This window comes from Bacteroides stercoris ATCC 43183, from assembly GCF_025147325.1.
Lineage (GTDB): Bacteria > Bacteroidota > Bacteroidia > Bacteroidales > Bacteroidaceae > Bacteroides > Bacteroides stercoris.
The window spans coordinates 3871997-3894302 of the sequence record NZ_CP102262.1 but is presented as its reverse complement, the minus strand read 5'-3'; the positions used below and the strand labels follow the sequence as shown (position 1 = coordinate 3894302).

General features: G+C 45.8%; 23 protein-coding genes and 1 tRNA gene. 16 read left to right on the top strand and 8 right to left on the bottom strand.

Translation table 11 applies throughout. From position 1 onward, the window contains the following. Window positions 1–78: 78 nt before the first annotated feature. From NQ565_RS16610 to NQ565_RS16585, 6 genes are all read left to right on the top strand, one after another. On the top strand, window positions 79–2322 hold the full coding sequence (locus NQ565_RS16610; RefSeq protein WP_005657193.1) for an aconitate hydratase: 2244 nt from the start codon (window positions 79–81) through the stop codon (window positions 2320–2322). 3 nt (window positions 2323–2325) lie between these two features. Further along, window positions 2326–3507, top strand: coding sequence for an NADP-dependent isocitrate dehydrogenase (gene icd, locus NQ565_RS16605; RefSeq protein WP_005657192.1), 1182 nt, complete (start codon window positions 2326–2328; stop codon window positions 3505–3507). A gap of 7 nt (window positions 3508–3514) precedes the next feature. Then, a complete protein-coding gene (locus NQ565_RS16600) occupies window positions 3515–4858 on the top strand; it encodes a citrate/2-methylcitrate synthase (protein ID WP_005657190.1) in 1344 nt (447 codons plus the stop codon). 223 nt (window positions 4859–5081) lie between these two features. Next, complete coding sequence (locus NQ565_RS16595; protein WP_005657188.1) at window positions 5082–5852, top strand: DUF1295 domain-containing protein; 771 nt, start codon at window positions 5082–5084, stop codon at window positions 5850–5852. 38 nt (window positions 5853–5890) lie between these two features. Continuing rightward, a complete protein-coding gene (locus NQ565_RS16590) occupies window positions 5891–7114 on the top strand; it encodes an NADH:flavin oxidoreductase (RefSeq protein WP_005657186.1) in 1224 nt (407 codons plus the stop codon). 40 nt (window positions 7115–7154) lie between these two features. After that, window positions 7155–7994: an SDR family oxidoreductase gene (locus NQ565_RS16585; protein WP_005657184.1), complete on the top strand. Its 840-nt coding sequence runs from the start codon at window positions 7155–7157 to the stop codon at window positions 7992–7994. A 192-nt stretch (window positions 7995–8186) separates the two neighbouring features. Here NQ565_RS16585 and pfkA read toward each other — a convergent pair whose 3' ends face one another. The 3 genes from pfkA to cmk form a co-directional block, all read right to left on the bottom strand. Beyond that, on the bottom strand, window positions 8187–9167 hold the full coding sequence (pfkA, locus tag NQ565_RS16580) for a 6-phosphofructokinase (protein WP_005657182.1): 981 nt from the start codon (window positions 9165–9167) through the stop codon (window positions 8187–8189). A gap of 67 nt (window positions 9168–9234) precedes the next feature. Continuing rightward, window positions 9235–10098 carry a 4-hydroxy-3-methylbut-2-enyl diphosphate reductase gene (locus NQ565_RS16575; RefSeq protein WP_005657180.1) on the bottom strand — a complete coding sequence of 288 codons (864 nt, stop codon included), beginning with the start codon at window positions 10096–10098 and terminating at the stop codon, window positions 9235–9237. 16 nt (window positions 10099–10114) lie between these two features. Continuing rightward, window positions 10115–10804, bottom strand: coding sequence for a (d)CMP kinase (gene cmk, locus NQ565_RS16570; protein WP_005657178.1), 690 nt, complete (start codon window positions 10802–10804; stop codon window positions 10115–10117). 269 nt (window positions 10805–11073) lie between these two features. On the opposite strand from cmk, the gene NQ565_RS16565 reads away from it, so the two are divergent. From NQ565_RS16565 to NQ565_RS16525, 9 genes are all read left to right on the top strand, one after another. Further along, the gene (locus NQ565_RS16565) at window positions 11074–11760 is read left to right on the top strand and encodes an energy transducer TonB (RefSeq protein ID WP_005657177.1); all 687 of its coding nucleotides are present in this window, start codon (window positions 11074–11076) and stop codon (window positions 11758–11760) included. 97 nt (window positions 11761–11857) lie between these two features. Then, entirely contained in the window at window positions 11858–12832 is a 975-nt protein-coding gene (locus tag NQ565_RS16560) for a polyprenyl synthetase family protein (protein WP_005657176.1), read from the top strand. Between the two features lie 19 nt (window positions 12833–12851). Continuing rightward, the gene (locus NQ565_RS16555) at window positions 12852–13559 is read left to right on the top strand and encodes a hypothetical protein (RefSeq protein WP_005657175.1); all 708 of its coding nucleotides are present in this window, start codon (window positions 12852–12854) and stop codon (window positions 13557–13559) included. Next, window positions 13556–14335 (top strand): TatD family hydrolase, encoded by a 780-nt coding sequence (locus NQ565_RS16550; protein ID WP_005657174.1) that lies wholly within the window; start codon window positions 13556–13558, stop codon window positions 14333–14335. Before NQ565_RS16555 ends, NQ565_RS16550 begins: the two co-directional genes overlap by 4 nt. Window positions 14336–14497: 162 nt before the next feature. Next, window positions 14498–14585 (top strand) — tRNA-Ser (locus tag NQ565_RS16545). Window positions 14586–14665: 80 nt separating this feature from the next. Next, a complete protein-coding gene (locus tag NQ565_RS16540) occupies window positions 14666–15475 on the top strand; it encodes a MotA/TolQ/ExbB proton channel family protein (RefSeq protein WP_005657173.1) in 810 nt (269 codons plus the stop codon). 5 nt (window positions 15476–15480) lie between these two features. After that, a complete protein-coding gene (locus tag NQ565_RS16535; protein ID WP_005657172.1) occupies window positions 15481–15966 on the top strand; it encodes a hypothetical protein in 486 nt (161 codons plus the stop codon). Between the two features lie 35 nt (window positions 15967–16001). Next, window positions 16002–16592, top strand: coding sequence for an ExbD/TolR family protein (locus tag NQ565_RS16530; protein ID WP_005657170.1), 591 nt, complete (start codon window positions 16002–16004; stop codon window positions 16590–16592). Next, complete coding sequence (locus NQ565_RS16525; RefSeq protein ID WP_005657168.1) at window positions 16592–17056, top strand: ExbD/TolR family protein; 465 nt, start codon at window positions 16592–16594, stop codon at window positions 17054–17056. Before NQ565_RS16530 ends, NQ565_RS16525 begins: the two co-directional genes overlap by 1 nt. A 95-nt stretch (window positions 17057–17151) precedes the next feature. Here NQ565_RS16525 and NQ565_RS16520 read toward each other — a convergent pair whose 3' ends face one another. Together NQ565_RS16520 and NQ565_RS16515 are read right to left on the bottom strand one after the other, a co-directional pair. After that, window positions 17152–17685: a GNAT family N-acetyltransferase gene (locus NQ565_RS16520; RefSeq protein ID WP_040316198.1), complete on the bottom strand. Its 534-nt coding sequence runs from the start codon at window positions 17683–17685 to the stop codon at window positions 17152–17154. Window positions 17686–17710: 25 nt separating this feature from the next. Further along, entirely contained in the window at window positions 17711–18988 is a 1278-nt protein-coding gene (locus tag NQ565_RS16515) for an IgA Peptidase M64 (RefSeq protein ID WP_040316245.1), read from the bottom strand. A gap of 189 nt (window positions 18989–19177) precedes the next feature. Between NQ565_RS16515 and NQ565_RS16510 the strand changes: the two genes are divergently transcribed. Then, complete coding sequence (locus NQ565_RS16510; protein WP_005657160.1) at window positions 19178–19654, top strand: Lrp/AsnC family transcriptional regulator; 477 nt, start codon at window positions 19178–19180, stop codon at window positions 19652–19654. A gap of 9 nt (window positions 19655–19663) precedes the next feature. On the opposite strand, the gene NQ565_RS16505 is transcribed toward NQ565_RS16510, so the two are convergent. The 3 genes from NQ565_RS16505 to cls all read right to left on the bottom strand — a co-directional run bounded on the left by NQ565_RS16505 (window position 19664) and on the right by cls (window position 22261). After that, window positions 19664–20152 carry a dihydrofolate reductase gene (locus tag NQ565_RS16505; protein WP_005657158.1) on the bottom strand — a complete coding sequence of 163 codons (489 nt, stop codon included), beginning with the start codon at window positions 20150–20152 and terminating at the stop codon, window positions 19664–19666. 51 nt (window positions 20153–20203) lie between these two features. Then, the gene (locus tag NQ565_RS16500; protein ID WP_005657157.1) at window positions 20204–20998 is read right to left on the bottom strand and encodes a thymidylate synthase; all 795 of its coding nucleotides are present in this window, start codon (window positions 20996–20998) and stop codon (window positions 20204–20206) included. A 72-nt stretch (window positions 20999–21070) separates the two neighbouring features. Beyond that, complete coding sequence (cls, locus tag NQ565_RS16495; protein ID WP_259301204.1) at window positions 21071–22261, bottom strand: cardiolipin synthase; 1191 nt, start codon at window positions 22259–22261, stop codon at window positions 21071–21073. Window positions 22262–22306: the final 45 nt, after the last annotated feature.

Below are 22306 nucleotides of genomic sequence, written 5' to 3'. Positions count from 1 at the left end.
AAACTTTTCCTTATTATGATTTGTTTATTGTATTAATTTGTAATATTTACAATATTGAATTTTTTAAAAAGAGTGGTTATGGTATATGATTTAGCAATGCTTAAAGCGTTTTATACACTTTATGAGGGGAAAATAGAACGCATTCGGACGATATTGCAACGTCCGTTGACTTTAGCGGAAAAAATCTTGTATGCTCATTTGTACGATGAGAAGAATGTGAAAGACTATAAACGCGGCGAAGACTATGTGAACTTCCGGCCCGACCGTGTGGCTATGCAGGATGCAACTGCACAGATGGCATTATTACAGTTTATGAATGCAGGACGTGATGAGGTGGCTGTTCCTTCGACCGTACATTGCGACCATCTGATTCAGGCTTATAAAGGAGCGAAAGAAGATATTGCCACTGCAACCAAAACGAATGAGGAGGTGTATAATTTTCTTCGGGATGTTTCTTCCCGTTACGGTATCGGTTTCTGGCAACCCGGGGCAGGTATCATCCATCAGGTGGTGTTGGAAAACTATGCTTTTCCCGGCGGCATGATGGTAGGTACCGATTCTCATACCCCGAACGCCGGCGGTTTGGGAATGGTGGCTATCGGTGTCGGCGGTGCTGATGCGGTGGATGTGATGACAGGTATGGAATGGGAGTTGAAGATGCCCCGCTTGATTGGCGTGCGCCTCACTGGAAAATTAAACGGATGGGCTGCTCCTAAAGATGTTATCTTGAAACTGGCAGGAATTTTGACTGTAAAAGGCGGAACAAATGCCATTATCGAATATTTCGGTCCGGGTACTGCTTCACTTTCAGCTACCGGAAAGGCTACGATTTGCAACATGGGTGCGGAAGTGGGAGCTACGACTTCTCTTTTCCCTTATGATGAGCGTATGGCTGCCTATCTGAAAGCTACCGGACGTGCGGAAGTGGCAGATATGGCTACTGCCGTTGCCGAAGGGCTTCGTGCCGATGATGAAGTAGTTGCCAATCCGGAGAAATACTATGACCGTATTATCGACATAGACCTTTCCACATTGGAGCCTTATATCAACGGACCGTTTACTCCGGATGCCGCCACGCCTGTTTCGGAGTTTGCCGAGAAGGTTTTGAAGAACGGCTATTCCTGTAAGATGGAGGTAGGGCTTATCGGTTCCTGTACCAATTCATCCTACCAGGATTTGAGCCGTGCGGTGTCTTTGGCGCATCAGGTAACAGAGAAGCGGTTGCGTGCGGCTGCTCCGCTGATTGTCAATCCGGGTTCGGAACGCATACGTGCAACCGCAGAGCGTGACGGTATGATTGACGCTTTTGAAAAAATAGGCGCTACAATTATGGCAAATGCCTGCGGCCCTTGTATCGGACAATGGAAGCGTGTGACCGATGATCCTACTCGTAAGAATTCTATTGTGACTTCTTTCAACCGGAACTTTGCCAAGCGTGCGGATGGAAATCCGAATACGTATGCCTTTGTAGCCTCTCCCGAGCTGACAATGGCATTGACCATTGCCGGAGATTTGTGTTTCAATCCGCTGAAAGATACATTGCTCAATGCCGATGGCGAACAGGTTAAACTCTCCGAACCGATAGGCGAAGAGCTGCCGCCGGAAGGATTTACGGCAGGGAGCGAGGGATATATCGCACCTTCCCATGCAAAGACGGATATTGCGGTGGCTCCCCAGTCGCAACGCCTGCAACTGCTTGCTCCTTTCCCGGCTTGGGACGGAGAGGATTTGCTGAATATGCCTCTGCTGATTAAAACGCAGGGTAAGTGTACCACCGATCATATCTCGATGGCAGGTCCGTGGCTTCGTTTCCGCGGGCATTTGGAGAATATTTCGGATAATATGCTGATGGGGGCTGTCAATGCCTTTAACGGAGAAACGAATAAAGTGTGGAACCGTTCTACAAATACGTACGGAACGGTGTCCGGTACAGCCAAACTGTATAAGTCCGAAGGGATTCCTTCGATTGTCGTTGCCGAAGAAAACTATGGCGAGGGTTCCAGCCGTGAACATGCCGCTATGGAACCGCGTTTCCTGAATGTACGTGTCATACTGGCAAAGAGCTTTGCACGTATCCACGAGACGAATTTGAAGAAACAGGGCATGCTGGCGCTGACCTTTACCGATAAGGCGGATTATGATAAAATTCGGGAGCATGACTTGCTTTCCGTTGTCGGCTTGAAAGACTTTGCTCCGGGACGTAACCTGAAAGTGGTGCTTCATCACGAGGACGGCAGCAAGGAAAGCTTCGAAGTACAACATACGTATAATGAACAGCAGATAGGCTGGTTCCGTGCCGGCTCTGCATTAAATGCACGATAGAATATGGAAAAGATTACTGTACCTTTTATTACAGGTGACGGAGTAGGGGCAGAGGTCACTCCGTCCATGCAGGCTGTGGTGGATGCAGCCTTGAAGAAAGCCTATGGAGACAGCCGGAGTATCGGATGGAAAGAAGTGCTGGCAGGTGAGCGGGCATTTAATGAAACGGGTTCCTGGTTGCCGGAAGAAACGATGGAAGCATTCCGCACTTATAAAATAGGTATTAAGGGGCCGTTGACTACACCGGTCGGCGGCGGTATCCGTTCGCTGAACGTGGCGTTGCGCCAGACACTCGATTTGTATGTGTGCCTGCGTCCCGTGCGTTGGTATAAAGGCGTAGTTTCGCCGGTGAAAGAACCGCAGAAGGTAAACATGTGCGTATTCCGTGAGAATACGGAAGATATCTACGCCGGTATCGAATGGGAAGCCGGAACACCGGAAGCCGAAAAGTTCTATCGCTTCCTGCATGATGAGATGGGCGTGACCAAGGTGCGTTTTCCCGAAACTTCATCTTTTGGCGTGAAACCTGTGTCTAAAGAGGGAACGGAGCGGCTGGTGCGTGCGGCTTGCCGTTATGCGCTCGAAAACGGTCTGCCCTCTGTAACGCTGGTACACAAAGGCAATATCATGAAGTTTACCGAAGGCGGCTTCAAGAAATGGGGCTATGAGCTGGCGGAGCGTGAGTTTGGAAAAGATATAGCGGAGGGACGTCTTGTTGTCAAGGATTGCATTGCCGATGCCTTTTTGCAGAATACCTTGCTTGTTCCCGAAGAATACTCGGTCATTGCCACTCTGAATTTGAACGGTGATTATATTTCCGACCAGTTGGCTGCTATGGTGGGCGGCATCGGTATCGCTCCGGGAGCCAACATTAATTACAGGACGGGACATGCCATTTTTGAGGCCACTCATGGCACGGCTCCCAATATTGCCGGAAAAGACATTGTGAATCCGTGTTCCATGATTCTTTCGGCGGTGATGATGCTCGAACATCTGGGTTGGAAAGAGGCCGCCTTGCTGATAGAGGAAGCACTGGAGAACAGTTTCACAGAAGGTCGTGCTACAGTCGATTTGGCCCGCTTCATGCAGGGTGGTGTCCCGTTGTCTACATCGGCTTTTACACGGGAAATCGTGAACAGGATAGAAGCTTCCGCAAATAATTCCCCCATAAACCAGAAAAAATAAAAATATTATGAAGAAAGAATATTTGATTTACAAACTTTCCGAAGACCTGAAAGAAGCGACCCGGATTGAGAACGAACTGTTCAAGAAGTTTGATGTGAAGCGCGGATTGCGTAATGAAGACGGTACAGGTGTGCTGGTTGGGCTCACCAAGATTGGCAACGTAGTGGGGTACGAGCGCATTCCGGGCGGAGGTCTGAAGCCTATTCCGGGCAAATTGTTCTACCGTGGCTACGACCTTGAGGATTTGGCACATGCCATTCTCAAAGAGAAACGTTTCGGCTTTGAAGAAGTGGCGTATCTGCTGCTTTCAGGCCGTTTGCCCGACAGGGAAGAACTGGCTTCTTTCCGTGAGCTGATTAACGATAATATGCCGTTGGAACAGAAAACGAAGATGAACATCATCGAGCTTGAAGGGAATAATATAATGAATATCCTGGCGCGAAGCGTGCTCGAGATGTACCGCTTTGACCCGAATGCCGATGATACGTCGCGCGATAATCTGATGCGCCAGAGCATAGACCTTATTTCGAAGTTCCCCACCATCATAGCCTATGCTTTCAATATGCTTCGCCATGCCACTCACGGCCGTTCGTTGCATATCCGGCATCCGCAGGAGAATCTTTCTCTCGCGGAGAATTTCCTGTATATGCTGAAAAAGGATTATACGGAACTGGATGCCCGTACCCTTGACCTGTTGCTGGTGTTGCAGGCGGAGCACGGCGGCGGTAACAACTCTACGTTCACCGTACGCGTAACGTCCTCTACCGGAACTGATACCTATTCTGCTATCGCTGCGGGCATCGGTTCCCTGAAAGGCCCGCTTCACGGTGGCGCCAATATCCAGGTTACCGACATGTTCCACCATTTGCAGGAGAATATCCGGGATTGGACGAATGTAGACGAGATTGACACTTATTTCACCCGTATGCTGAACAAGGAGGTATATAACAAGACGGGATTGATATACGGTATCGGACATGCCGTCTATACCATTTCAGACCCTCGTGCCATACTTTTAAAGGAACTTGCCCGCGACCTTGCCCGCGAGAAAGGGAAAGAGCGTGAGTTTGCTTTCCTTGAATTGCTGGAAGAACGAGCCATCGAAGTTTTCGGCCGTGTGAAGAACAACGGCAAGACGGTTTCGAGCAATGTGGATTTTTACTCCGGTTTCGTATATGAAATGATCGGGTTGCCGCAGGAAATATTTACTCCGCTGTTTGCCATGGCGCGTATCGTGGGCTGGTGTGCACATCGTAATGAAGAGTTGAACTTCGAAGGTAAGCGCATTATTCGTCCGGCATATAAGAATGTATTGGAAGAAGTAGCATACATTCCTATTAAGAAGCGGTAGATCCGTTTCAAAGCACAGACCTCGGATTGCCGGGTCGTATAAGGTATCGTTGTTGCGGTTGGAAAGCCGGACAGCGATACCTTATTCATTTTCCCGTGGCGGAACGGATAAACATCCACGCTCTTTGCGTTATCCGTTTCTGTATGTTTTTGATAATTGCTGCGGGAAAACGATTTGATTGTTACAGGTTTTCCCTATATTTGTCACACTTAAACAAAAGAACATGAGCGAAGAAGGGTTTCATCTGTTTTTGGGAGTGATGTGCGTCATTGCGCTTTTTGTATTCATCGCTCTTTATTTCGTCAAAGCCGGATATGGGATGTTCCGTACCGCATCGTGGGGATATTCCATTAGTAACAAGGCGGCGTGGGTATTGATGGAAGCGCCGGTCTTTATCGTTATGTTTTGGTTGTGGGGCAGGAGCGGGGCAGGCTTTGCCGTGCCGGTATATCTTTTCTTTCTGCTGTTCCAGCTACACTACTTCCAAAGGTCGTTTATTTTTCCTTTTCTGCTGAAAGGAAAAAGCCGGATGCCGGTAACTATTATGATGATGGGCATTGTATTTAATGTACTGAACGGAATGATGCAGGCTGGCGGTCTGTTTTACTTTGCTTCCGAAGGGATGTATTCCGGTGGTTGGACTTATTTGCTGAAGACTCATGCGTGGTCGGGGCTTCTGTTATTTTTTGCCGGTATGCTTATCAATCTTCATGCCGACCATGTGATTCGCCATTTGCGTAAGCCGGGCGACACGAATCATTACCTTCCTGAGAAAGGTCTTTATCGCTATGTCACTTCTGCCAACTATTTCGGTGAATTGGTAGAATGGACCGGTTTTGCCATACTTACTGCTTCGCCTGCCGCATGGGTGTTTGTGTGGTGGACTTTTGCCAATCTCGTTCCCCGTGCCAATGCCATTTACGGCCGTTACCGGAAAGAATTCGGTGATGAGGCGGTAGGAAAACGCAAGCGTATCATACCTTATATCTATTGAAAGGACAAACCATAAATCATAAATCAGGAAACTATCACATGGAATCAAAATTATTCACTCCGGTTACTTTCGGACCGCTGACATTGCGCAACCGTACCATCCGTTCGGCTGCTTTTGAAAGTATGTGTCCCGGAAATGCCCCTTCGGACATGTTGCTCGATTATCACCGTTCGGTTGCGGCAGGAGGCATCAGTATGACTACTGTGGCTTATGCGGCTGTTACTCAGAGCGGGCTTTCTTTTGACCGCCAGTTGTGGATGCGCCCTGAAATAATTCCGGGGCTTCGCAAGCTGACCGATGCGATACATGCGGAAGGTGCTGCTGCCGGAATCCAGTTGGGGCATTGCGGAAACATGTCCCATAAGAGTATTTGCGGGTGTACCCCGGTCGGTGCCAGCAGCGGCTTCAACCTGTATTCACCTACTTTTGTGCGTGGTTTGCGTGCCGGTGAACTGCCGGAGATGGCACGTGCTTACGGAAAGGCGGTGAATCTGGCCCGTGAGGCGGGATTTGATGCAGTGGAAATTCATGCCGGACATGGCTACCTTATCAGCCAGTTCCTTTCGCCTTCGACCAATCATCGCAAAGATGAATTTGGCGGTTCTCTGGAAAACCGCATGCGCTTTATGGATATGGTGATGGATGAAGTGATGAAGGCTGCCGGCAGCGATATGGCAGTGCTTGTGAAGATGAACATGCGTGACGGTTTCCGGGGAGGCATGGAGATAGATGAGACGATGCAAGTGGCCAAGCGTCTTGAATGCTCGGGTGCACATGGATTGGTATTGAGCGGCGGTTTTGTAAGTAAAGCGCCTATGTATGTGATGCGTGGGGAAATGCCGATTCGCAGCATGACACATTATATGACATGCTGGTGGCTGAAGTATGGAGTACGCATGGCGGGCAGGTGGATGATACCGTCTGTGCCATTCAAAGAGGCCTATTTCCTGGAAGACGCCCTGAAGTTCCGTGCAGAGCTGAAGATGCCGTTGATATATGTAGGCGGACTGGTGTCGCGTGCCAAGATAGATGAGGTGCTGGACAATGGTTTTGAGGCTGTACAGATGGCACGCGCCCTGCTCAACGAACCGGGCTTTGTGAACCGTATGCGCAAGGAGGAGAATGCCCGTTGCAGCTGTAGGCATAGTAATTACTGCATAGCCCGGATGTATTCCATAGAAATGGCTTGCCATCAGCATTTGCAGGAAGAACTGCCTGCCTGCTTGAAAAAGGAGATAGAGAAAATAGAAGCGAAGGGGTGATTGAATCTTTCTTATTATTGGCAATTTATACTTGGTAAACATGAAACTTGCTATCATAACCGGTGCAGACGGTGGTATGGGAACGGAAATAACCCGTGCTGTGGCTACAGCCGGATATAAAATAATCATGGCCTGTTACCGTCCGGAAAAAGCGGAAAGGGTAAAGGATATGCTGGTGCATGACACCGGTAACCCATATATTGAGGTATTGGGCATTGACTTAGCTTCGCTTGCATCTGTGGCGGCTTTTGCCGAAAGAATGTTGAAAAGGGGGGATACCGTCAGTCTGCTGATGAATAATGCCGGAACAATGGAAACAGGGCGTCACATCACTGAGGATGGTTTGGAACGTACGGTGAGTGTTAATTATGTTGCTCCTTATTTGTTGACACGCAAACTTATTCCTCTGATGGAAAAGGGGAGCCGTATTGTCAATATGGTGTCTTGTACTTATGCCATAGGGCGTCTCGACTTTCCGGATTTCTTCCATCTTGGAAAGAGAGGAGGTTTCTGGCGCATTCCTGTTTATAGCAATACGAAACTGGCTCTGACCTTGTTTACCGTTAATCTGGCGAATCGGGTCAAGGAAAAAGGGATTGTGGTGAATGCGGCCGATCCGGGTATCGTATCTACCGATATAATAACGATGCACATGTGGTTCGACCCGCTGACAGATATCTTATTCCGGCCTTTTATCCGTACTCCCCGGCAAGGAGCTGCAACAGCCGTTCATCTGCTGCTGGATGAGGATGCCGGAAAACGTACGGGAACTTTAAATGCGAGTTGCCGTCCCAAGCATCTTTCCGGGAAGTATACCCGCCATGTGCAGATGCAGGAGTTGTGGAACAGGACGGAGAAGATTGTGGAGAAGTGGTTATAAATCCAAAAAACGGATAGAACACTTGTTGAGGAAAATTTAAAGAACCTCTTGCATTATGATAATTTTTCAGGCACGGAGTGCATGGATTTCACGGTTCCGGTTTGCAAGAACCATGAAATCTGTGCACTCCGTGCCTGAAAGAAAATGTTAAAATCACTTCGGCCCTCTTGGGTTTATCCTATCGGGACTTTATTAAATGGAAAGTTCCCTCAGTACATTAACCAGGTCTTTCTTGATCGGCTTGTCGTTTTTGATGGCTTTCGTGAAAGGTACATAAACCACTTCATCGTGTTCTATGCCTATCATCACATTACGTTGTCCTTCCATGATGGCGTCGATTGCGGCAGCACCCAATCGGCTGGCAAGGATACGGTCGTGTGCCGTAGGACTGCCGCCACGCTGCAAGTGTCCGAGGATTGTGACGCGTACGTCGTATTGGGGATATTCGTTTTTCACACGTTCCGCATAGTGCATTGCACCACCGGTCAGTTCACTTTCGGCAACGAGCACGATGCTGCTGTTCTTAGACTTCCGGAAACCGTTCTTGATGAACTCTTCCAATTGGTCCACTTCCGTGCTAAATTCCGGTATGATGGCAGCCTCGGCTCCGGATGCGATAGCGCCGTTCAAGGCAAGGAAACCGGCATCGCGTCCCATAACCTCGACGAAGAAAAGACGTTCGTGAGAAGTTGCGGTGTCGCGGATTTTGTCTACGGCATCCAAAATCGTATTCAGGGCGGTGTCGTAACCGATTGTGGTATCCGTTCCGTACAGGTCGTTGTCGATGGTTCCCGGCAGACCGATACAGGGCACATCAAATTCTTGCGCAAAGATGCGTGCACCGGACAGAGAGCCGTCGCCACCGATAACCACCAGGGCATCGATACCCTCTTTCTTCATGTTATCGTATGCTATCTGCCGTCCTTCGGGCGTGGTAAACTCTTTACAGCGCGCTGTTTTCAGGATAGTACCGCCCAATTGGATGATGTTACTTACATTCTGGCTCTTGAATTCTTTGATTTCACCGGTTACTAAGCCTTTGTAACCTCTATATATGCCTTTAACCTGAAGTCCGTTGTAGATAGCCGCACGTGTTACCGCACGGATAGCCGCATTCATTCCCGGAGCGTCGCCGCCCGATGTTAAAATACCGATACACTTAATTGTTCCCATAACAATCTCTTTATTTAGTGTTAATAATTACCTTAAAAAATCTGCTCGCAAAGATAACAAAAGCTTTTTAAATTCGTGATTTTATTGCCTTGGATATTTCTTCCATCAGCCATTTGGGAGTGGAAGTGGCTCCACAAATACCAATGGACTCTGTGCCAATGAGTAACCGGTTGTCTATCTCTTCCGCACTGTCGATAAGGTGCGAGTTGGGATTTACCTTCTTGCATTCGTTGAACAGGATTTTTCCATTGGAACTTTTCTTGCCGCTGACGAAGAATACCAAATCGTGCGAAGCTGCGAATTTCCGGATGTTGGGAATGCGGTTGGCTACTTGCCGGCATATGGTGTCGTAATATTCGAAAGTGACATCGGAGGATATATGTTCTTTTATGTATTCCACGATTTTTTGAAATTCATCCAGCGACTTGGTGGTTTGCGAGTAGAGGCGTATGCTCTTGCTGAAATCCAGTGACTTGGCTTCTTCCAGCTTTTCTATAACAATTGCTTTTCCTGTGGTTTGCCCCACCAGTCCCAGGACTTCTGCATGTCCGTTCTTTCCGTATATGACGATTTGTTTGTCCTCATTGTCTTCCTGGATATACTCCTGCTTGATTTTCTTTTGTAAGCGGAGAACCACCGGACAAGTGGCGTCGATTATTTCAATATTGTTGCGCCTGGCGGTTATATAGGTTTCGGGCGGTTCGCCGTGTGCCCGCAATAAAACTTTGGCATTATGCAGGCGGTTGAACTCCCCGTGGTTGATGGTGATAAGCCCCATTGCTTTCAAGCGCTCCACTTCACGGCTGTTGTGCACAATGTCTCCCAAACAGTATAATGTTCCGCTTTTGGATAACTCTTCTTCTGCTTTATTGATTGCGGTAACTACCCCGAAGCAGAAGCCGGAACCTTCGTCTATTTCCACTTTTGCCATATTGCAGCTTTTTGCGTTATGATTTGCACACTTTTTCGAACTGTTCTGCCAGCCATTCCTTTTGTTGGGAAATGGTCATGTGGCTGTTGTCGAGCAGCAGTGCGTCGTCGGCTTTGCGGAGCGGACTCACTTCCCTGTTCTGGTCTATATAATCCCTCTGCTTCACATTCTCCAGGATTTCGTCGAAACCGGCTTCCTCTCCTTTGGCTTTCAGTTCATCGTATCTGCGCTGTGCACGGATTTCGGGAGAGGCAGTTACGAATATCTTAAGTTCGGCATCCGGAAATACGGTAGTGCCGATGTCGCGACCGTCCATGACAATGCCTTTGGCTTTGCCCATTTCCTGTTGTTGGGCCACCATTGCTTCGCGCACAAAGTCGAGGGCGGCAATGGGACTGACGCGGGAGGATACTTCCATTGTGCGGATTTTCTTTTCCACATTGATGCCGTTCAGGTAGGTGTCGGGACGTCCCGTTTCCGGGTTCAGCTGAAAGGATATGCGGATGCTGTTGATCTGCTTTTTCAGTTTTTCCGTATCGATGCCCTCGGCTGTGAAGATACCGTTCTCCATACTATATAAAGTGACGGCACGGTACATGGCTCCGCTGTCGATATAAATATAGCCGATTTCACGGGCGAGGTCCTTGGCCATTGTGCTTTTTCCGCACGAAGAGAAGCCGTCGATTGCGATTGTTATCTTTTTCATATGAAATGATTTTATACCATAATTTATATAGGAATCTCTCTCTCGGTAGATTTTTTTGAACGTTTCATTTAAAATTCTTGCCAAAGATACGGTATTTTTAAAATATCTCGTTACTTTTGCGCTACAAAAGCTGACGAAGGCTTTTGAAGAATTAAAAAAATAAAAATGCCTTGTTTATTGTGTAAAAAAACACAGCCGGGCAAGAACAATCGTGGGAAAAGTGCTATATTTGCCCAAAATGAGAAACACTAATAATTATAGTATAAATTATGGAAATTAAAAAGACACCTAAGGCAGACTTGGAGAACAAAAAGTCGACTTGGCTGCTTGTCGGTTACGTGATTGTGCTCGCGTTTATGTTCGTTGCATTCGAATGGACAAAACGTGATATCAAGATTGATACGAGCCAGGCAATTACCGACCTTGTATTTGAAGAGGAAATCATTCCGATTACGGAACAACCCGAGCAGGTGGCTCCACCGCCCCCCGAAGCTCCGTCGATTGCAGAAACCCTGACAATCGTGGATGACGACGCAGATGTGGAGGAAACCACGATAGCTACATCTGAAGAAACCAATCAGGCTGTGGAAATCAAATATGTTCCCGTAGCTGTTGAAGAGGAAGAACCGGAAGAACAAACTATCTTCGAGGTAGTAGAACAGATGCCGGAATTCCCTAATGGTGGTATGGCTGGTTTGATGCAGTATTTGAGCAAGAACATCAAATATCCTACTATCGCTCAGGAAAACGGAACTCAAGGTCGTGTAACCGTACAGTTCGTTGTTAACAGAGACGGTAGTATCGTAGATGCTAAAGTGCTTAGAGGTGTTGACCCGTATTTGGATAAAGAGGCAATCCGTGTGATCAGCTCCATGCCGAAATGGAAACCGGGTATGCAGCGTGGTAAAGCGGTACGTGTTAAATACACAGTGCCTGTGATGTTCCGCTTGCAGTAATTTTGTTTTTTTTAGTTAATATATTTAAATATCGCGTAAAGAGGTTGCTTTTAGGCAGCCTCTTTTCATTCTCTGCCATTCCTAATTTGAAATACTTATGTTTACAGCTTCCGAACTTCTCGATAAAATAAATTCCCATATTGCGGATTTGCAGTTTGAACGTACTCCGAAAGGGTTGTACGACCCGGTTGCCTATGTTTTGTCCATGGGTGGAAAAAGAATCCGCCCCGTGCTGATGCTGATGGCTTATAATCTTTATAAGGAAGATGTCAGACCGGTATTCTCACCGGCAACAGGCATCGAGGTCTATCATAATTATACATTGCTGCATGACGACCTGATGGACCGTGCCGATAAACGCCGCGGAAAAGAAACGGTGCATAAGGTATGGAATGATAATACGGCTATCCTTTCGGGTGACGCAATGCTGGTGCTGGCTTATCAGTTTATGGCGCAATGTCCGGCCGAACACTTGAAGGCCGTGATGGATTTGTTCAGCCTGACGGCTCTTGAAATTTGCGAAGGTCAGCAGATGGATATGGATTTTGAGCAGCGGAGCGATGTGAAGGAGGAGGAATACCTGGAGATGATTCGTCTGAAAACATCCGTGCTGCTGGCGGCAAGTTTGAAAATCGGAGCATTGTTGGGCGGTGCCTCTGCTGAAGATGCGGAACGGCTGTATGACTTTGGCATGAATATGGGTGTCGCTTTTCAGCTGAAAGACGATTTGCTGGATGTGTACGGTGATACTGCCGTATTTGGTAAAAATATAGGTGGGGATATCCTGTGCAACAAGAAAACCTATATGTTGATAAAGGCTTTGGAACATGCGGATAAGGAGCAGGCTACGCAATTGAAGCATTGGATAACCGTTACGGACTTTGACCCGGCTGAGAAGATAGAGGCTGTAACCGGTTTGTATAACCGGATAGGGGTTAAACTCCTTTGTGAAAACAAAATGTCGGAATACAACAACAAGGCTTTGGAAAGCCTGGCTGCCGTGAATGTGACGGCTGAGAGGAAAAGAGAACTGGATAAGCTTATAAAGGAGTTGATGTACCGGGAAGTGTAATTGTCAGTAGCCGATAAGAATGCCTTACAGAAGATTACCAAATACAGATCAGGCAAGAATACGTGCGTTGAAAGCCGTTGTTGCCAAAGGTGACACATATAATGTGTATGATTTGGCTGTGTCTCTGAAGGTACTTACGGATGCCCGGAATTTCCTGGTAAAGTTTGAAGCGGCGCATTCGTATTATGTGGAATGTTTTGAGCGTCAGTCAAAGGCGGGACGTAAGCATCAGGCAAATGTAAAGACTGCCCGTCTTTACATATCGCATTTTATCCAGGTACTGAATCTGGCAGTGATTCGTTCGGAGGTGCGTACCGTTCATAAGGAGTTCTACGGCTTGGATATGAGAAACAATAATGTTCCGGATTTGTCTACGGAGGCAGCCCTTGCAGAGTGGGGACGTAAAATAGTGGAAGGCGAGAGCCGGCGCATTTCTCAGGGCGGAATTCCTATTTATAATCCTACCATTGCCAAAGTCAGGGTACATTATGATATTTTCATGGAGAGCTACGAGAGACAGAGGAACTTGCAGGCGCTGACGGCGCGCAGTCTGGAAGCTCTTGCTTCCATGCGCTCCGAAGCCGATGCTCTGATTCTGGATATCTGGAACCAGGTGGAGCGGAAATACGCAGAGGTTATGCCGAATGAAAAACGTCTGGAGTTGTGTCGCGCTTATGGCTTGATTTATTATTACCGTACCGGTGAAAAAGAAGAGATTGCAAAATGAAATTAGTAGATTCACATTCCCACCTTTTTTTGGAGGACTTCCAATCGGATTTGCCGCAGGTGATGATGCGCGCCCGGGAAGCAGGAGTCACCCATATTTTTATGCCCAATATAGACAGTACCACTATTGAACCCATGCTTAAGGTCTGTTCGGAGTACAAGGGGTATTGTTTTCCGATGATAGGGCTGCATCCCACTTCTGTGGATGCCGGTTATGAGAAGGAACTGGCTGTTGTGGCCGGACATCTGGCAATGCCGGACGGTTATGTCGCAATCGGTGAAATAGGCATGGATCTTTATTGGGATAAAACTTACCTGAAGGAACAGCAGATTGCCTTTGAACGGCAGGTGCGGTGGGCGTTGGAGTATGGATTACCCGTAGTGATTCATTGCCGGGAGGCGTTCGACTATATATATGATATATTGAAACCGTATAAAACGTCTTCTCTAAGGGGGATTTTCCATAGTTTTACGGGAACACGGGAAGAGGCATTCCGTATGCTGGAGTTTTCTAATTTCTTCATTGGGATTAACGGTGTGGTGACATTTAAGAAATCGGGATTGCCGGAAGTTTTGCAAAATATCCCCTTGGAACGGATTGTTCTTGAAACCGATTCTCCCTATCTAACTCCCGTGCCGAACCGGGGTAAAAGAAACGAGAGTGCGAATGTAAAGGATACTCTGTTAAAAGTAGCGGAAATATACGGAAATTCGCCTGAAGAAATAGGCGGTATCACTTCTGAAAACGCTTTAAAAGTGTTTGGAATGCTCAAATAACGTTCCGAAGATTTTAAAGTTTATTAATTTTGAGATTTTCTTGTGGATAAAACTTTGAGAATGCAGTGGAAGAACAAAAAAAAGAATACATTTGTAGCTGAAAACGCTCGCGGTTCGCATTTTTTTTGTAATTTGCACCCGATTTCAGAACAGATGTTGATTGGAGAGATGCTCGAGTGGTTGAAGAGGCACGCCTGGAAAGCGTGTATACCCCTAAAGGGTATCCGGGGTTCGAATCCCCGTCTCTCCGCGAAGTTTTAAAATAAGAGAAGAACAATAAATAAACATAATAAGTAATTTAATTAATTAATCTTAAAAATTAGACACACAATGAAAAAGTTATTTGCAATTGTTGCTGTGATGGGAGTCTTAACATTTGGCTCAACTCAACTTGCTCAGGCTCAAGATGCTCCTGCTGCTGAACAAACAGAACAAGCTGCTCCTGCAGCACAAGCAGCTCCTGCTGATGAAGCTGCCGCTCCTGTTGTAGCTGAAGAAGGCGGTATTCACAAAGAAATCAAGACTAAATTTATTGAAGGTACTGCATCTTTCATGAGTTTGGTTGCCATCGCATTGGTTATCGGTCTTGCTTTCTGTATCGAGCGTATCATTTACCTGAGTTTGGCTGAAATCAACACCAAGAAGTTTATTGCCGCTATCGAAGCTGCTTTGGAAAAAGGTGATGTTGAAGCTGCCAAAGACATTGCACGCAACACAAGAGGTCCTATCGCTTCTATCTACTATCAGGGTTTGATGAGAATCGATCAGGGTATCGATGTAGTTGAAAAGTCAGTTGTATCTTACGGTGGTGTACAGGCTGGTTACCTGGAAAAAGGTTGCTCTTGGATCACACTGTTTATCGCAATGGCTCCGTCATTAGGATTCTTGGGTACTGTAATCGGTATGGTGCAGGCATTTGATAAGATCCAACAAGTAGGTGATATCTCTCCGACGGTTGTAGCAGGTGGTATGAAGGTTGCCTTGATTACAACTATCTTCGGTTTGATCGTTGCTTTGATTCTGCAGGTATTCTATAACTATATCCTGTCTAAGATTGAAGCTTTGACCAGCGAAATGGAAGATTCTTCTATCTCACTGTTGGATATGGTTATCAAATATGACTTGAAATACAAAAAATAAGTAAAATGGCTAAGTTATCATATAAAGTATCATACTACGTACTGTACGTAATGTTCGCTGCCATTCTGGTAGTGTTGGGCTTGTTCTACTTCGGTGGAGATGCTCAGGGCGATGCAGTACTTATGAGCGTTGACTCTGAAATGTGGCAACCCGCCCAAACCGATGCACTGCTCTTCTTGATGTACGGTTTGTTTGGTATCGCTGTCGTTGCTACAGTGGCTGCTTTCCTGTTCCAGTTCGGAACTGCCTTGAAAGATAATCCGGGAAATGCATTGAAGTCTTTGATCGGTGTAATCGTATTGGTTGCAGTTGTTGTTATAGCATGGGCTATGGGTAGTGATGAACCGCTTAATATCCCGGGTTATGACGGTACGGACAATGTTCCGTTCTGGTTGAAGATCACTGATATGTTCCTTTATTCTATCTACATCCTGTTTGGTGCAACAGTGCTTGCTATCATCTTTAGTAGTATTAAGAAGAAATTATCATAATCAATTGAGATAACTCAATTTAAAGAGTAATTACAATGGCAAAAGGAAAAAGAAAAGTTCCTGATATTAACTCAAGTTCTACGGCGGATATTGCTTTCCTGTTGTTGATCTTCTTCTTGATTACAACGTCAATGGATACTGACCGTGGTTTGGCAAGACGTTTGCCGCCACCACCGGAGCAGAACCAAAAGAATGACGATATTAAGTTGAAGGAACGCAATGTGTTGCAGGTCTTCCTGAATATGAACGACCAGTTGATGTGCGGAAACGATTATATCACAACAGATCAGTTACGTGCTAAAGCAAAAGAATTTATTGCCAATCCGTATAACGATGAAACCAAACCGGAAAAACATGCAAAGGATATTCCTTTCTTTGGTAACATGATGATTACGGAAAAGCATGTAATTTCTTTGCGTTGCGACCGTGGTTCTTCTTATAAGGCATATCTTGCTGTACAAAACGAGCTGGTTGCAGCATACAATGAGTTACGTGATGAGTTGGCTCAGGAAAAATGGCAAAAGAACTATGTTGATTTGAATGACGATCAACAAAAAGCAATTCGTGACATTTATCCTCAGAAGATCTCTGAGGCAGAACCTAAAAAATACGGAGATAAGAAGTAATGGGAAAATTTAATAAGACTGGTAAAAAAGAAATGCCGGCGTTGAACACTTCTTCTCTGCCTGACCTTATCTTCACCCTGTTGTTCTTCTTCATGATTGTAACAACTATGCGTGAGGTAACATTAAAGGTTGAGTTTAAGGTTCCGCAAGCTACAGAGTTGGAAAAACTTGAAAAGAAGTCTTTGGTTACGTTTATCTATGTAGGAAAACCTACTGCTGAATTCCGTAAGAAATTAGGTAATGAAAGCCGTATCCAGTTGAATGACAGTTATGCTGAAGTTGCAGCAATCCAAGACTATATTATTGGTGAACGTGCCAGTATGAAGGAAGAGGATCAGCCGCAGATGACAGTGTCTTTGAAAGTTGACCAAGATACGAAAATGGGTATCGTAACAGATATCAAAGAGGCTCTTCGTAAAGCGTATGCATTGAAGATTAACTATTCTGCGCAGCCGCGTCAGTAAAGTTAGTTCAGACTATATTGAATAAAGGTCGCCTGTTTTTACAAGCGACCTTTATTTTCTTATGTATGGGAACCTTAAAAGAATGAGTTTCCTATTTATTTAGTATTGTATACTTCCCGATAGATGCACTTTTTAACCTGTTCGAAGTCTTTATCGCATTCTAAATCGCCATAAGCCATTAATAGCATGGGAAGGTAATCATCTCCGGATTTATAAGGCGGTTGCATGTACGGCTTTTCCCATAATGTAAAACCTTGCCGTTTGTAGAAATTGATTCGGCGTATTGCCATTTCTTCTTCCGGCATTTCCACTTCCAGGATAATGGGTTTCTTTAGCTGGTGACATAATTGGTTTAAAACGTTTTTGCCATGGCCTCCATTGCGTTGAGACGGGTCAATGGCAAAATGCTCTACATAGCAGAAATGTCCGAAATCCCAGTAGGTAATAAAGCCTACCGGAGTATTTTGATGGAGAATAATGTTACAGTAAAAATGCGGTTTGCTATCTGTATAATTACGCAATTCTTCCAATGGACGATATTCTTCAGAAGGGAAAGAAGCAGTCATCAACTGCTCCATGTACTTGTACAAGGCTGCATCTGTGGTGGTGATGCGTTGAAATTTAATCATAAGCAGGTTCTTTAAAATTTGTTTTTTATTCGGTATAAAACTCAATAATTCTGCGAAGAGCGCGTTGGCACACAGGGCAGAAAGCCGGATATTCATTGGTGCGCATGCGGCAATTCTCTGCCGGTCGGAAGATCCCTTTCGCTGAATAACCGCCGCCTTCATACACGCCTGTCGGATAGTTTTCGCTTACCTCTGCCGGAGTGGGAACGGGAGTATTTTCACTAAGCATGTCCTTCCACTTGGCTGCAAAGTCCACTTGTGTACTGATGTTCTGCTCCCACGGTTCTATATCCAAGGGGTAGGTATCGGTCATAACATCATTATCATAGAAGTATTCATCGGCAAGTCCGCCGAAACTGTGTCCGAATTCATGTACTACTACCGGCCGGAACATCGGATGATGGGCTGTTGTGAGGGTGTATGAGTTATAGATACCGCCACCACCATATTCTTCTGTATTAGCCAATATGATAATGTGTTCATAGGGTATTCCGGCTAAAGCATCATGAATTGCTTTTACGCGTGATGTTGTTAAATAACGGTCGGAATAGAACGTGCTGAAATGTGAACCGAAGGCAGTATGTTTCCACTCGTTCAATCTTGGCACGCTGACTCCGCTATCTGTGGAAGGACTGGCTACGGCTACTACATTGAACCGTTTCTTCATGGATTTGAAAGGTTCGTGGTCGAAAATGCTTTTGCAAGCGATATCTGCATCTTCATAGAATGTCTGTATTTCTTGGAGTGTATATCCTTCTGCAAGAATAGCTACATCGATGCACTTTTCCGGACTATCGTTGTGCAGCAGGTATTTATGCGGTGTGATGTGTGAATTTCCTTTTTGCTCTATCAATACATCGTTTGGATGCACGATGTGTTTCATGGACGCGCGGACATTGCGGCGTGGGTCGAGCAGGGTTATTTCTATTTCAACCGGCTGAAGAGGGTAGGGAAGGAGAAATGTATTTTCAAATCCTTTAGTTACATTCCGGGCTTCGTCCGTTTCCAGCCATTCCTGGAAGAGTGAGGAGAAAGAGGTAGTATAAATAGTCTTTCCGCTGGCTGCATTGCGCATAACAATCTGTCCGTTGCCTTGCAACGGGAGTTCTGCCAGATGATGCTTTCTTCCTGCCCAGGTGGGGAGAGCGGATAACCCGTCCAGACAGATAGCTTGCCCGGATGCATTGCCGTTAAAGATATAATCGACGCGAAGGGTTTTATCTGCAAAATGGTCGGCAAAGACTTGTGCGCGGGTAGATGCTACGGCTATTAAACAGAGTAAGAATAAGATATGCTTTTTCATGTCCATAATAATTTAATCATTTCACAAATATACGATTTTTGTCTGTATTCCCCTGCATGTATGATTATTCTCTTTTTAGCAAGAAAAGTTATAATTCGTATTTTTATTCATGAAAAAATCGCTAACTTTGCACATTGCCGTAGCGGAATACGGTAAAATAATTTATTTAATTAATTATTGAGATTAGAAATGGGACATCATCAATTGGATACTTTAGACGAGCAGATATTGCAGCTGATTGCCGATAATGCGCGTATTCCTTTCCTCGAAGTTGCCAGAGCTTGTAATGTATCCGGAGCAGCTATTCACCAACGTATTCAGAAACTGACAAATCTGGGTATATTGAAAGGGTCGGAATATGTCATAGATCCGGAAAAGATAGGATATGAGACTTGTGCGTATATCGGAATCTATTTAAAAGATCCCGCAACTTTTGATGCCGTGACAAAAGCGCTGGAAGCCATTCCTGAAATCGTGGAATGTCACTTTACTACCGGTAAATACGATATGTTTATTAAGCTGTATGCACGGAACAATCATCATTTGCTGAGCATTATTCATGATAAATTGCAACCGTTGGGGTTGTCTCGTACGGAAACGTTGATTTCATTCCACGAGGCAATTAAACGTCAGATGCCGATAGTGATAGACGATGTGGATGAATAATCCTACCGGTTATCGGCGGATATAATTGACAAAAGCATAAGGGCAGGGATGTTTTTCATCTATAGGATGGGATTCCCTGCTTTTTTCTTGCCATATTTCAGGGGATACTTCCGGAAAGTAGGCATCTGCTTGAGGAGCTTCGGCATCTATCTCTGTCAGGCAGAGTGCGTCTGCCAATGGCAAAGCCTGGCGGTATACGCTGGCTCCACCTATAATATAGATTTGTTCATCCTGTTCACAGTGCTTCAAAGCTTCTTCAAGAGAAGGAAAGATTTCCGCACCCGGACATAGGGTGTCGGGACGGGTAGACAATACAATATTGCGTCGGTTTGGCAAAGCTCCTTTAGGGAGTGATTCGAATGTTTTCCGTCCCATGATGATGGTGTTCCCGGTAGTAAGCGCTTTGAAACGTTTCAAGTCATTGGGAAGCCAGAATAACAGTTTGTTTTCATAACCGATAGCCATGTGTCGGTCTACTGCGGCGATAATGCTAATCATATTGTCTGATGTAATCAAGTGGTCTTTTAATGATAGAAGATGCTCTCTTTCCTATACTGCTACTTTTCCGGCAATATGCGGGTGAGGATTGTAATTGACCAATTCAAAGTCTTCATACTTGAAATCGAATATGTTCTTTACATCCGGATTTATTTTCATTTGTGAAAGTGCCCGCGGCTCACGGCTCAGTTGGAGTTTCACTTGTTCCAAGTGGTTCAGATAGATATGTGCATCTCCCAGGGTATGTACAAAATCTCCGGCTTTCAATCCCGTAACTTGGGCTACCATTTGCAAGAGCAATGCATACGATGCGATATTGAAAGGTACTCCCAGAAAAATATCCGCGCTGCGTTGGTAAAGTTGCAGACTGAGTCGTCCGTTGGCTACATAAAACTGAAAGAATGCATGGCAAGGCGGCAGATTCATGTTGTCCAAATCGCCGACGTTCCAGGCACTCACTATGATACGGCGTGAATCGGGGTTGTGCTTGATTGTTTCCACCGCTTCACTGATTTGGTCGATGGTTCCGCCTTTGTAATCTGGCCACGAACGCCATTGGTAACCGTAGATATGCCCCAAATCTCCATTCTCATCGGCCCATTCATTCCAGATGCGTACCCCGTTCTCTTGCAGGTATTTTACGTTTGTATCGCCTTTCAGGAACCAGAGCAGTTCGTGGATAATGGATTTCAAATGAAGTTTCTTGGTAGTCAGACAAGGGAAGCCCTCGTCCATATTGAAACGCATCTGGTGTCCGAATACGCTGATTGTACCGGTTCCGGTACGGTCGCTTTTTTCTATGCCTTCAGTCAGTACACGGTTGAGTAAGTCTAAATATTGTTTCATGGAGTTACTTATTAAAAGCCTTGCCAAAGGTAGGCAAAGTTCTCGGTATATTGAAAATTTGCGCTATAAGATTTACAGGAAAGGAGTCAGCAGATTTCCTACCCAGCCGAGAAACTTTTTCCAGCCGGAGCGCTTTTTCCACATCTCGGGCGTGAGCAAGGTACTGTTCTTTTTGTCCCTCTCGAACATGCTGTTCAACTGGTTCGTTGTTGAAGGGTCGAAGATGAAAGCATTGGTCTCATAATCGTAGCGCAAGCTGCGGCTGTTGAGGTTTGCAGTGCCTACCGTACAGAAAGTGCTGTCTACCATCATTACTTTGGAATGGTGAAATCCGTCCTTGAACAAGTAAATTTTGGCTCCCCGTTTCATCAATTTATGTGCGATATAAAAAGAGGCTTCGGGCGTAAAGGGAATATCCGATACAGCCGGTATCATAATCTCCACTTCCGTACCTTTCTTTAACGCTTTCTTGATAGCCTTACGGATGGATTTCGTCGGAACGAAGTAGGGGTTTACTATCTGGATATTTTTTTGAGCAGCTTCTATCGAAACGGCATAGGCATGGCTGATAGACCGGGGTGTTTCCCGCGGGGTGCGGTCTACTATTGCAATCTCCTCGGCTATACTGTCCGGAAATTGGGGCAGGTTGGGGAAGTATGCCGGACCGCCGATGTGTTGTCCGGTTTCCCTGTTCCACATAGTCAGGAAGATACCTTGCAGGTAACGTACGGCATCCCCTTCTATGTGCATGTGTATGTCGTGCCATTTACCGATTTTAGGCAAGCCGTTGATGTAATAGTCGGCAATATTCATCCCGCCCGTATAGCCGATTTTTCCGTCGATAACCACTATCTTCCGGTGGTCGCGGTGCATGGCATGGTTGATATAGGGAAAGGTGATGGGGTCGAACTTGACGAGTTCGATGCCGCGTGCCTTTATCGCCTGCAAATGATGTTTTTTCAACGGCTGGTTATTGGACCAGTTGCCGAACGCATCGAACATGGCACGTACCTCTACACCTTCTTTTACCTTTTCTGCCAGTAAATCGAAAAGGGCATTGGCGATGGAGTCGTTACGGAAATTGAAATATTCCAGATGAATGTGGTGCCGGGCATGGCGGATAGTTTCGAATAAATCAATAAACTTTTCACGACCGGTCATCAATAGTTCGACTTTATTGTTGTAAGTCAGCGGTATTTCCATATCTTGCATGTAGTTCATTACAAGAGAATCGCTGGTACTTTGCGCTCGGACGCTTCCAATAAAAAATGTAAATAATATGATGAATGAAATCTGTCTCAAAACTTT

What these genes read in the sequence shown, in the direction of transcription:
- NQ565_RS16610 (WP_005657193.1), top strand. Translation starts at nt 79, where the DNA reads ATGGTATATGATTTAGCAATGCTTAAAGCGTTTTATACACTTTATGAG.
- icd (WP_005657192.1), top strand. Translation starts at nt 2,326, where the DNA reads ATGGAAAAGATTACTGTACCTTTTATTACAGGTGACGGAGTAGGGGCA.
- NQ565_RS16600 (WP_005657190.1), top strand. Translation starts at nt 3,515, where the DNA reads ATGAAGAAAGAATATTTGATTTACAAACTTTCCGAAGACCTGAAAGAA.
- NQ565_RS16595 (WP_005657188.1), top strand. Translation starts at nt 5,082, where the DNA reads ATGAGCGAAGAAGGGTTTCATCTGTTTTTGGGAGTGATGTGCGTCATT.
- NQ565_RS16590 (WP_005657186.1), top strand. Translation starts at nt 5,891, where the DNA reads ATGGAATCAAAATTATTCACTCCGGTTACTTTCGGACCGCTGACATTG.
- NQ565_RS16585 (WP_005657184.1), top strand. Translation starts at nt 7,155, where the DNA reads ATGAAACTTGCTATCATAACCGGTGCAGACGGTGGTATGGGAACGGAA.
- pfkA (WP_005657182.1), bottom strand. Translation starts at nt 9,167, where the DNA reads ATGGGAACAATTAAGTGTATCGGTATTTTAACATCGGGCGGCGACGCT.
- NQ565_RS16575 (WP_005657180.1), bottom strand. Translation starts at nt 10,098, where the DNA reads ATGGCAAAAGTGGAAATAGACGAAGGTTCCGGCTTCTGCTTCGGGGTA.
- cmk (WP_005657178.1), bottom strand. Translation starts at nt 10,804, where the DNA reads ATGAAAAAGATAACAATCGCAATCGACGGCTTCTCTTCGTGCGGAAAA.
- NQ565_RS16565 (WP_005657177.1), top strand. Translation starts at nt 11,074, where the DNA reads ATGGAAATTAAAAAGACACCTAAGGCAGACTTGGAGAACAAAAAGTCG.
- NQ565_RS16560 (WP_005657176.1), top strand. Translation starts at nt 11,858, where the DNA reads ATGTTTACAGCTTCCGAACTTCTCGATAAAATAAATTCCCATATTGCG.
- NQ565_RS16555 (WP_005657175.1), top strand. Translation starts at nt 12,852, where the DNA reads ATGCCTTACAGAAGATTACCAAATACAGATCAGGCAAGAATACGTGCG.
- NQ565_RS16550 (WP_005657174.1), top strand. Translation starts at nt 13,556, where the DNA reads ATGAAATTAGTAGATTCACATTCCCACCTTTTTTTGGAGGACTTCCAA.
- NQ565_RS16540 (WP_005657173.1), top strand. Translation starts at nt 14,666, where the DNA reads ATGAAAAAGTTATTTGCAATTGTTGCTGTGATGGGAGTCTTAACATTT.
- NQ565_RS16535 (WP_005657172.1), top strand. Translation starts at nt 15,481, where the DNA reads ATGGCTAAGTTATCATATAAAGTATCATACTACGTACTGTACGTAATG.
- NQ565_RS16530 (WP_005657170.1), top strand. Translation starts at nt 16,002, where the DNA reads ATGGCAAAAGGAAAAAGAAAAGTTCCTGATATTAACTCAAGTTCTACG.
- NQ565_RS16525 (WP_005657168.1), top strand. Translation starts at nt 16,592, where the DNA reads ATGGGAAAATTTAATAAGACTGGTAAAAAAGAAATGCCGGCGTTGAAC.
- NQ565_RS16520 (WP_040316198.1), bottom strand. Translation starts at nt 17,685, where the DNA reads ATGATTAAATTTCAACGCATCACCACCACAGATGCAGCCTTGTACAAG.
- NQ565_RS16515 (WP_040316245.1), bottom strand. Translation starts at nt 18,988, where the DNA reads ATGAAAAAGCATATCTTATTCTTACTCTGTTTAATAGCCGTAGCATCT.
- NQ565_RS16510 (WP_005657160.1), top strand. Translation starts at nt 19,178, where the DNA reads ATGGGACATCATCAATTGGATACTTTAGACGAGCAGATATTGCAGCTG.
- NQ565_RS16505 (WP_005657158.1), bottom strand. Translation starts at nt 20,152, where the DNA reads ATGATTAGCATTATCGCCGCAGTAGACCGACACATGGCTATCGGTTAT.
- NQ565_RS16500 (WP_005657157.1), bottom strand. Translation starts at nt 20,998, where the DNA reads ATGAAACAATATTTAGACTTACTCAACCGTGTACTGACTGAAGGCATA.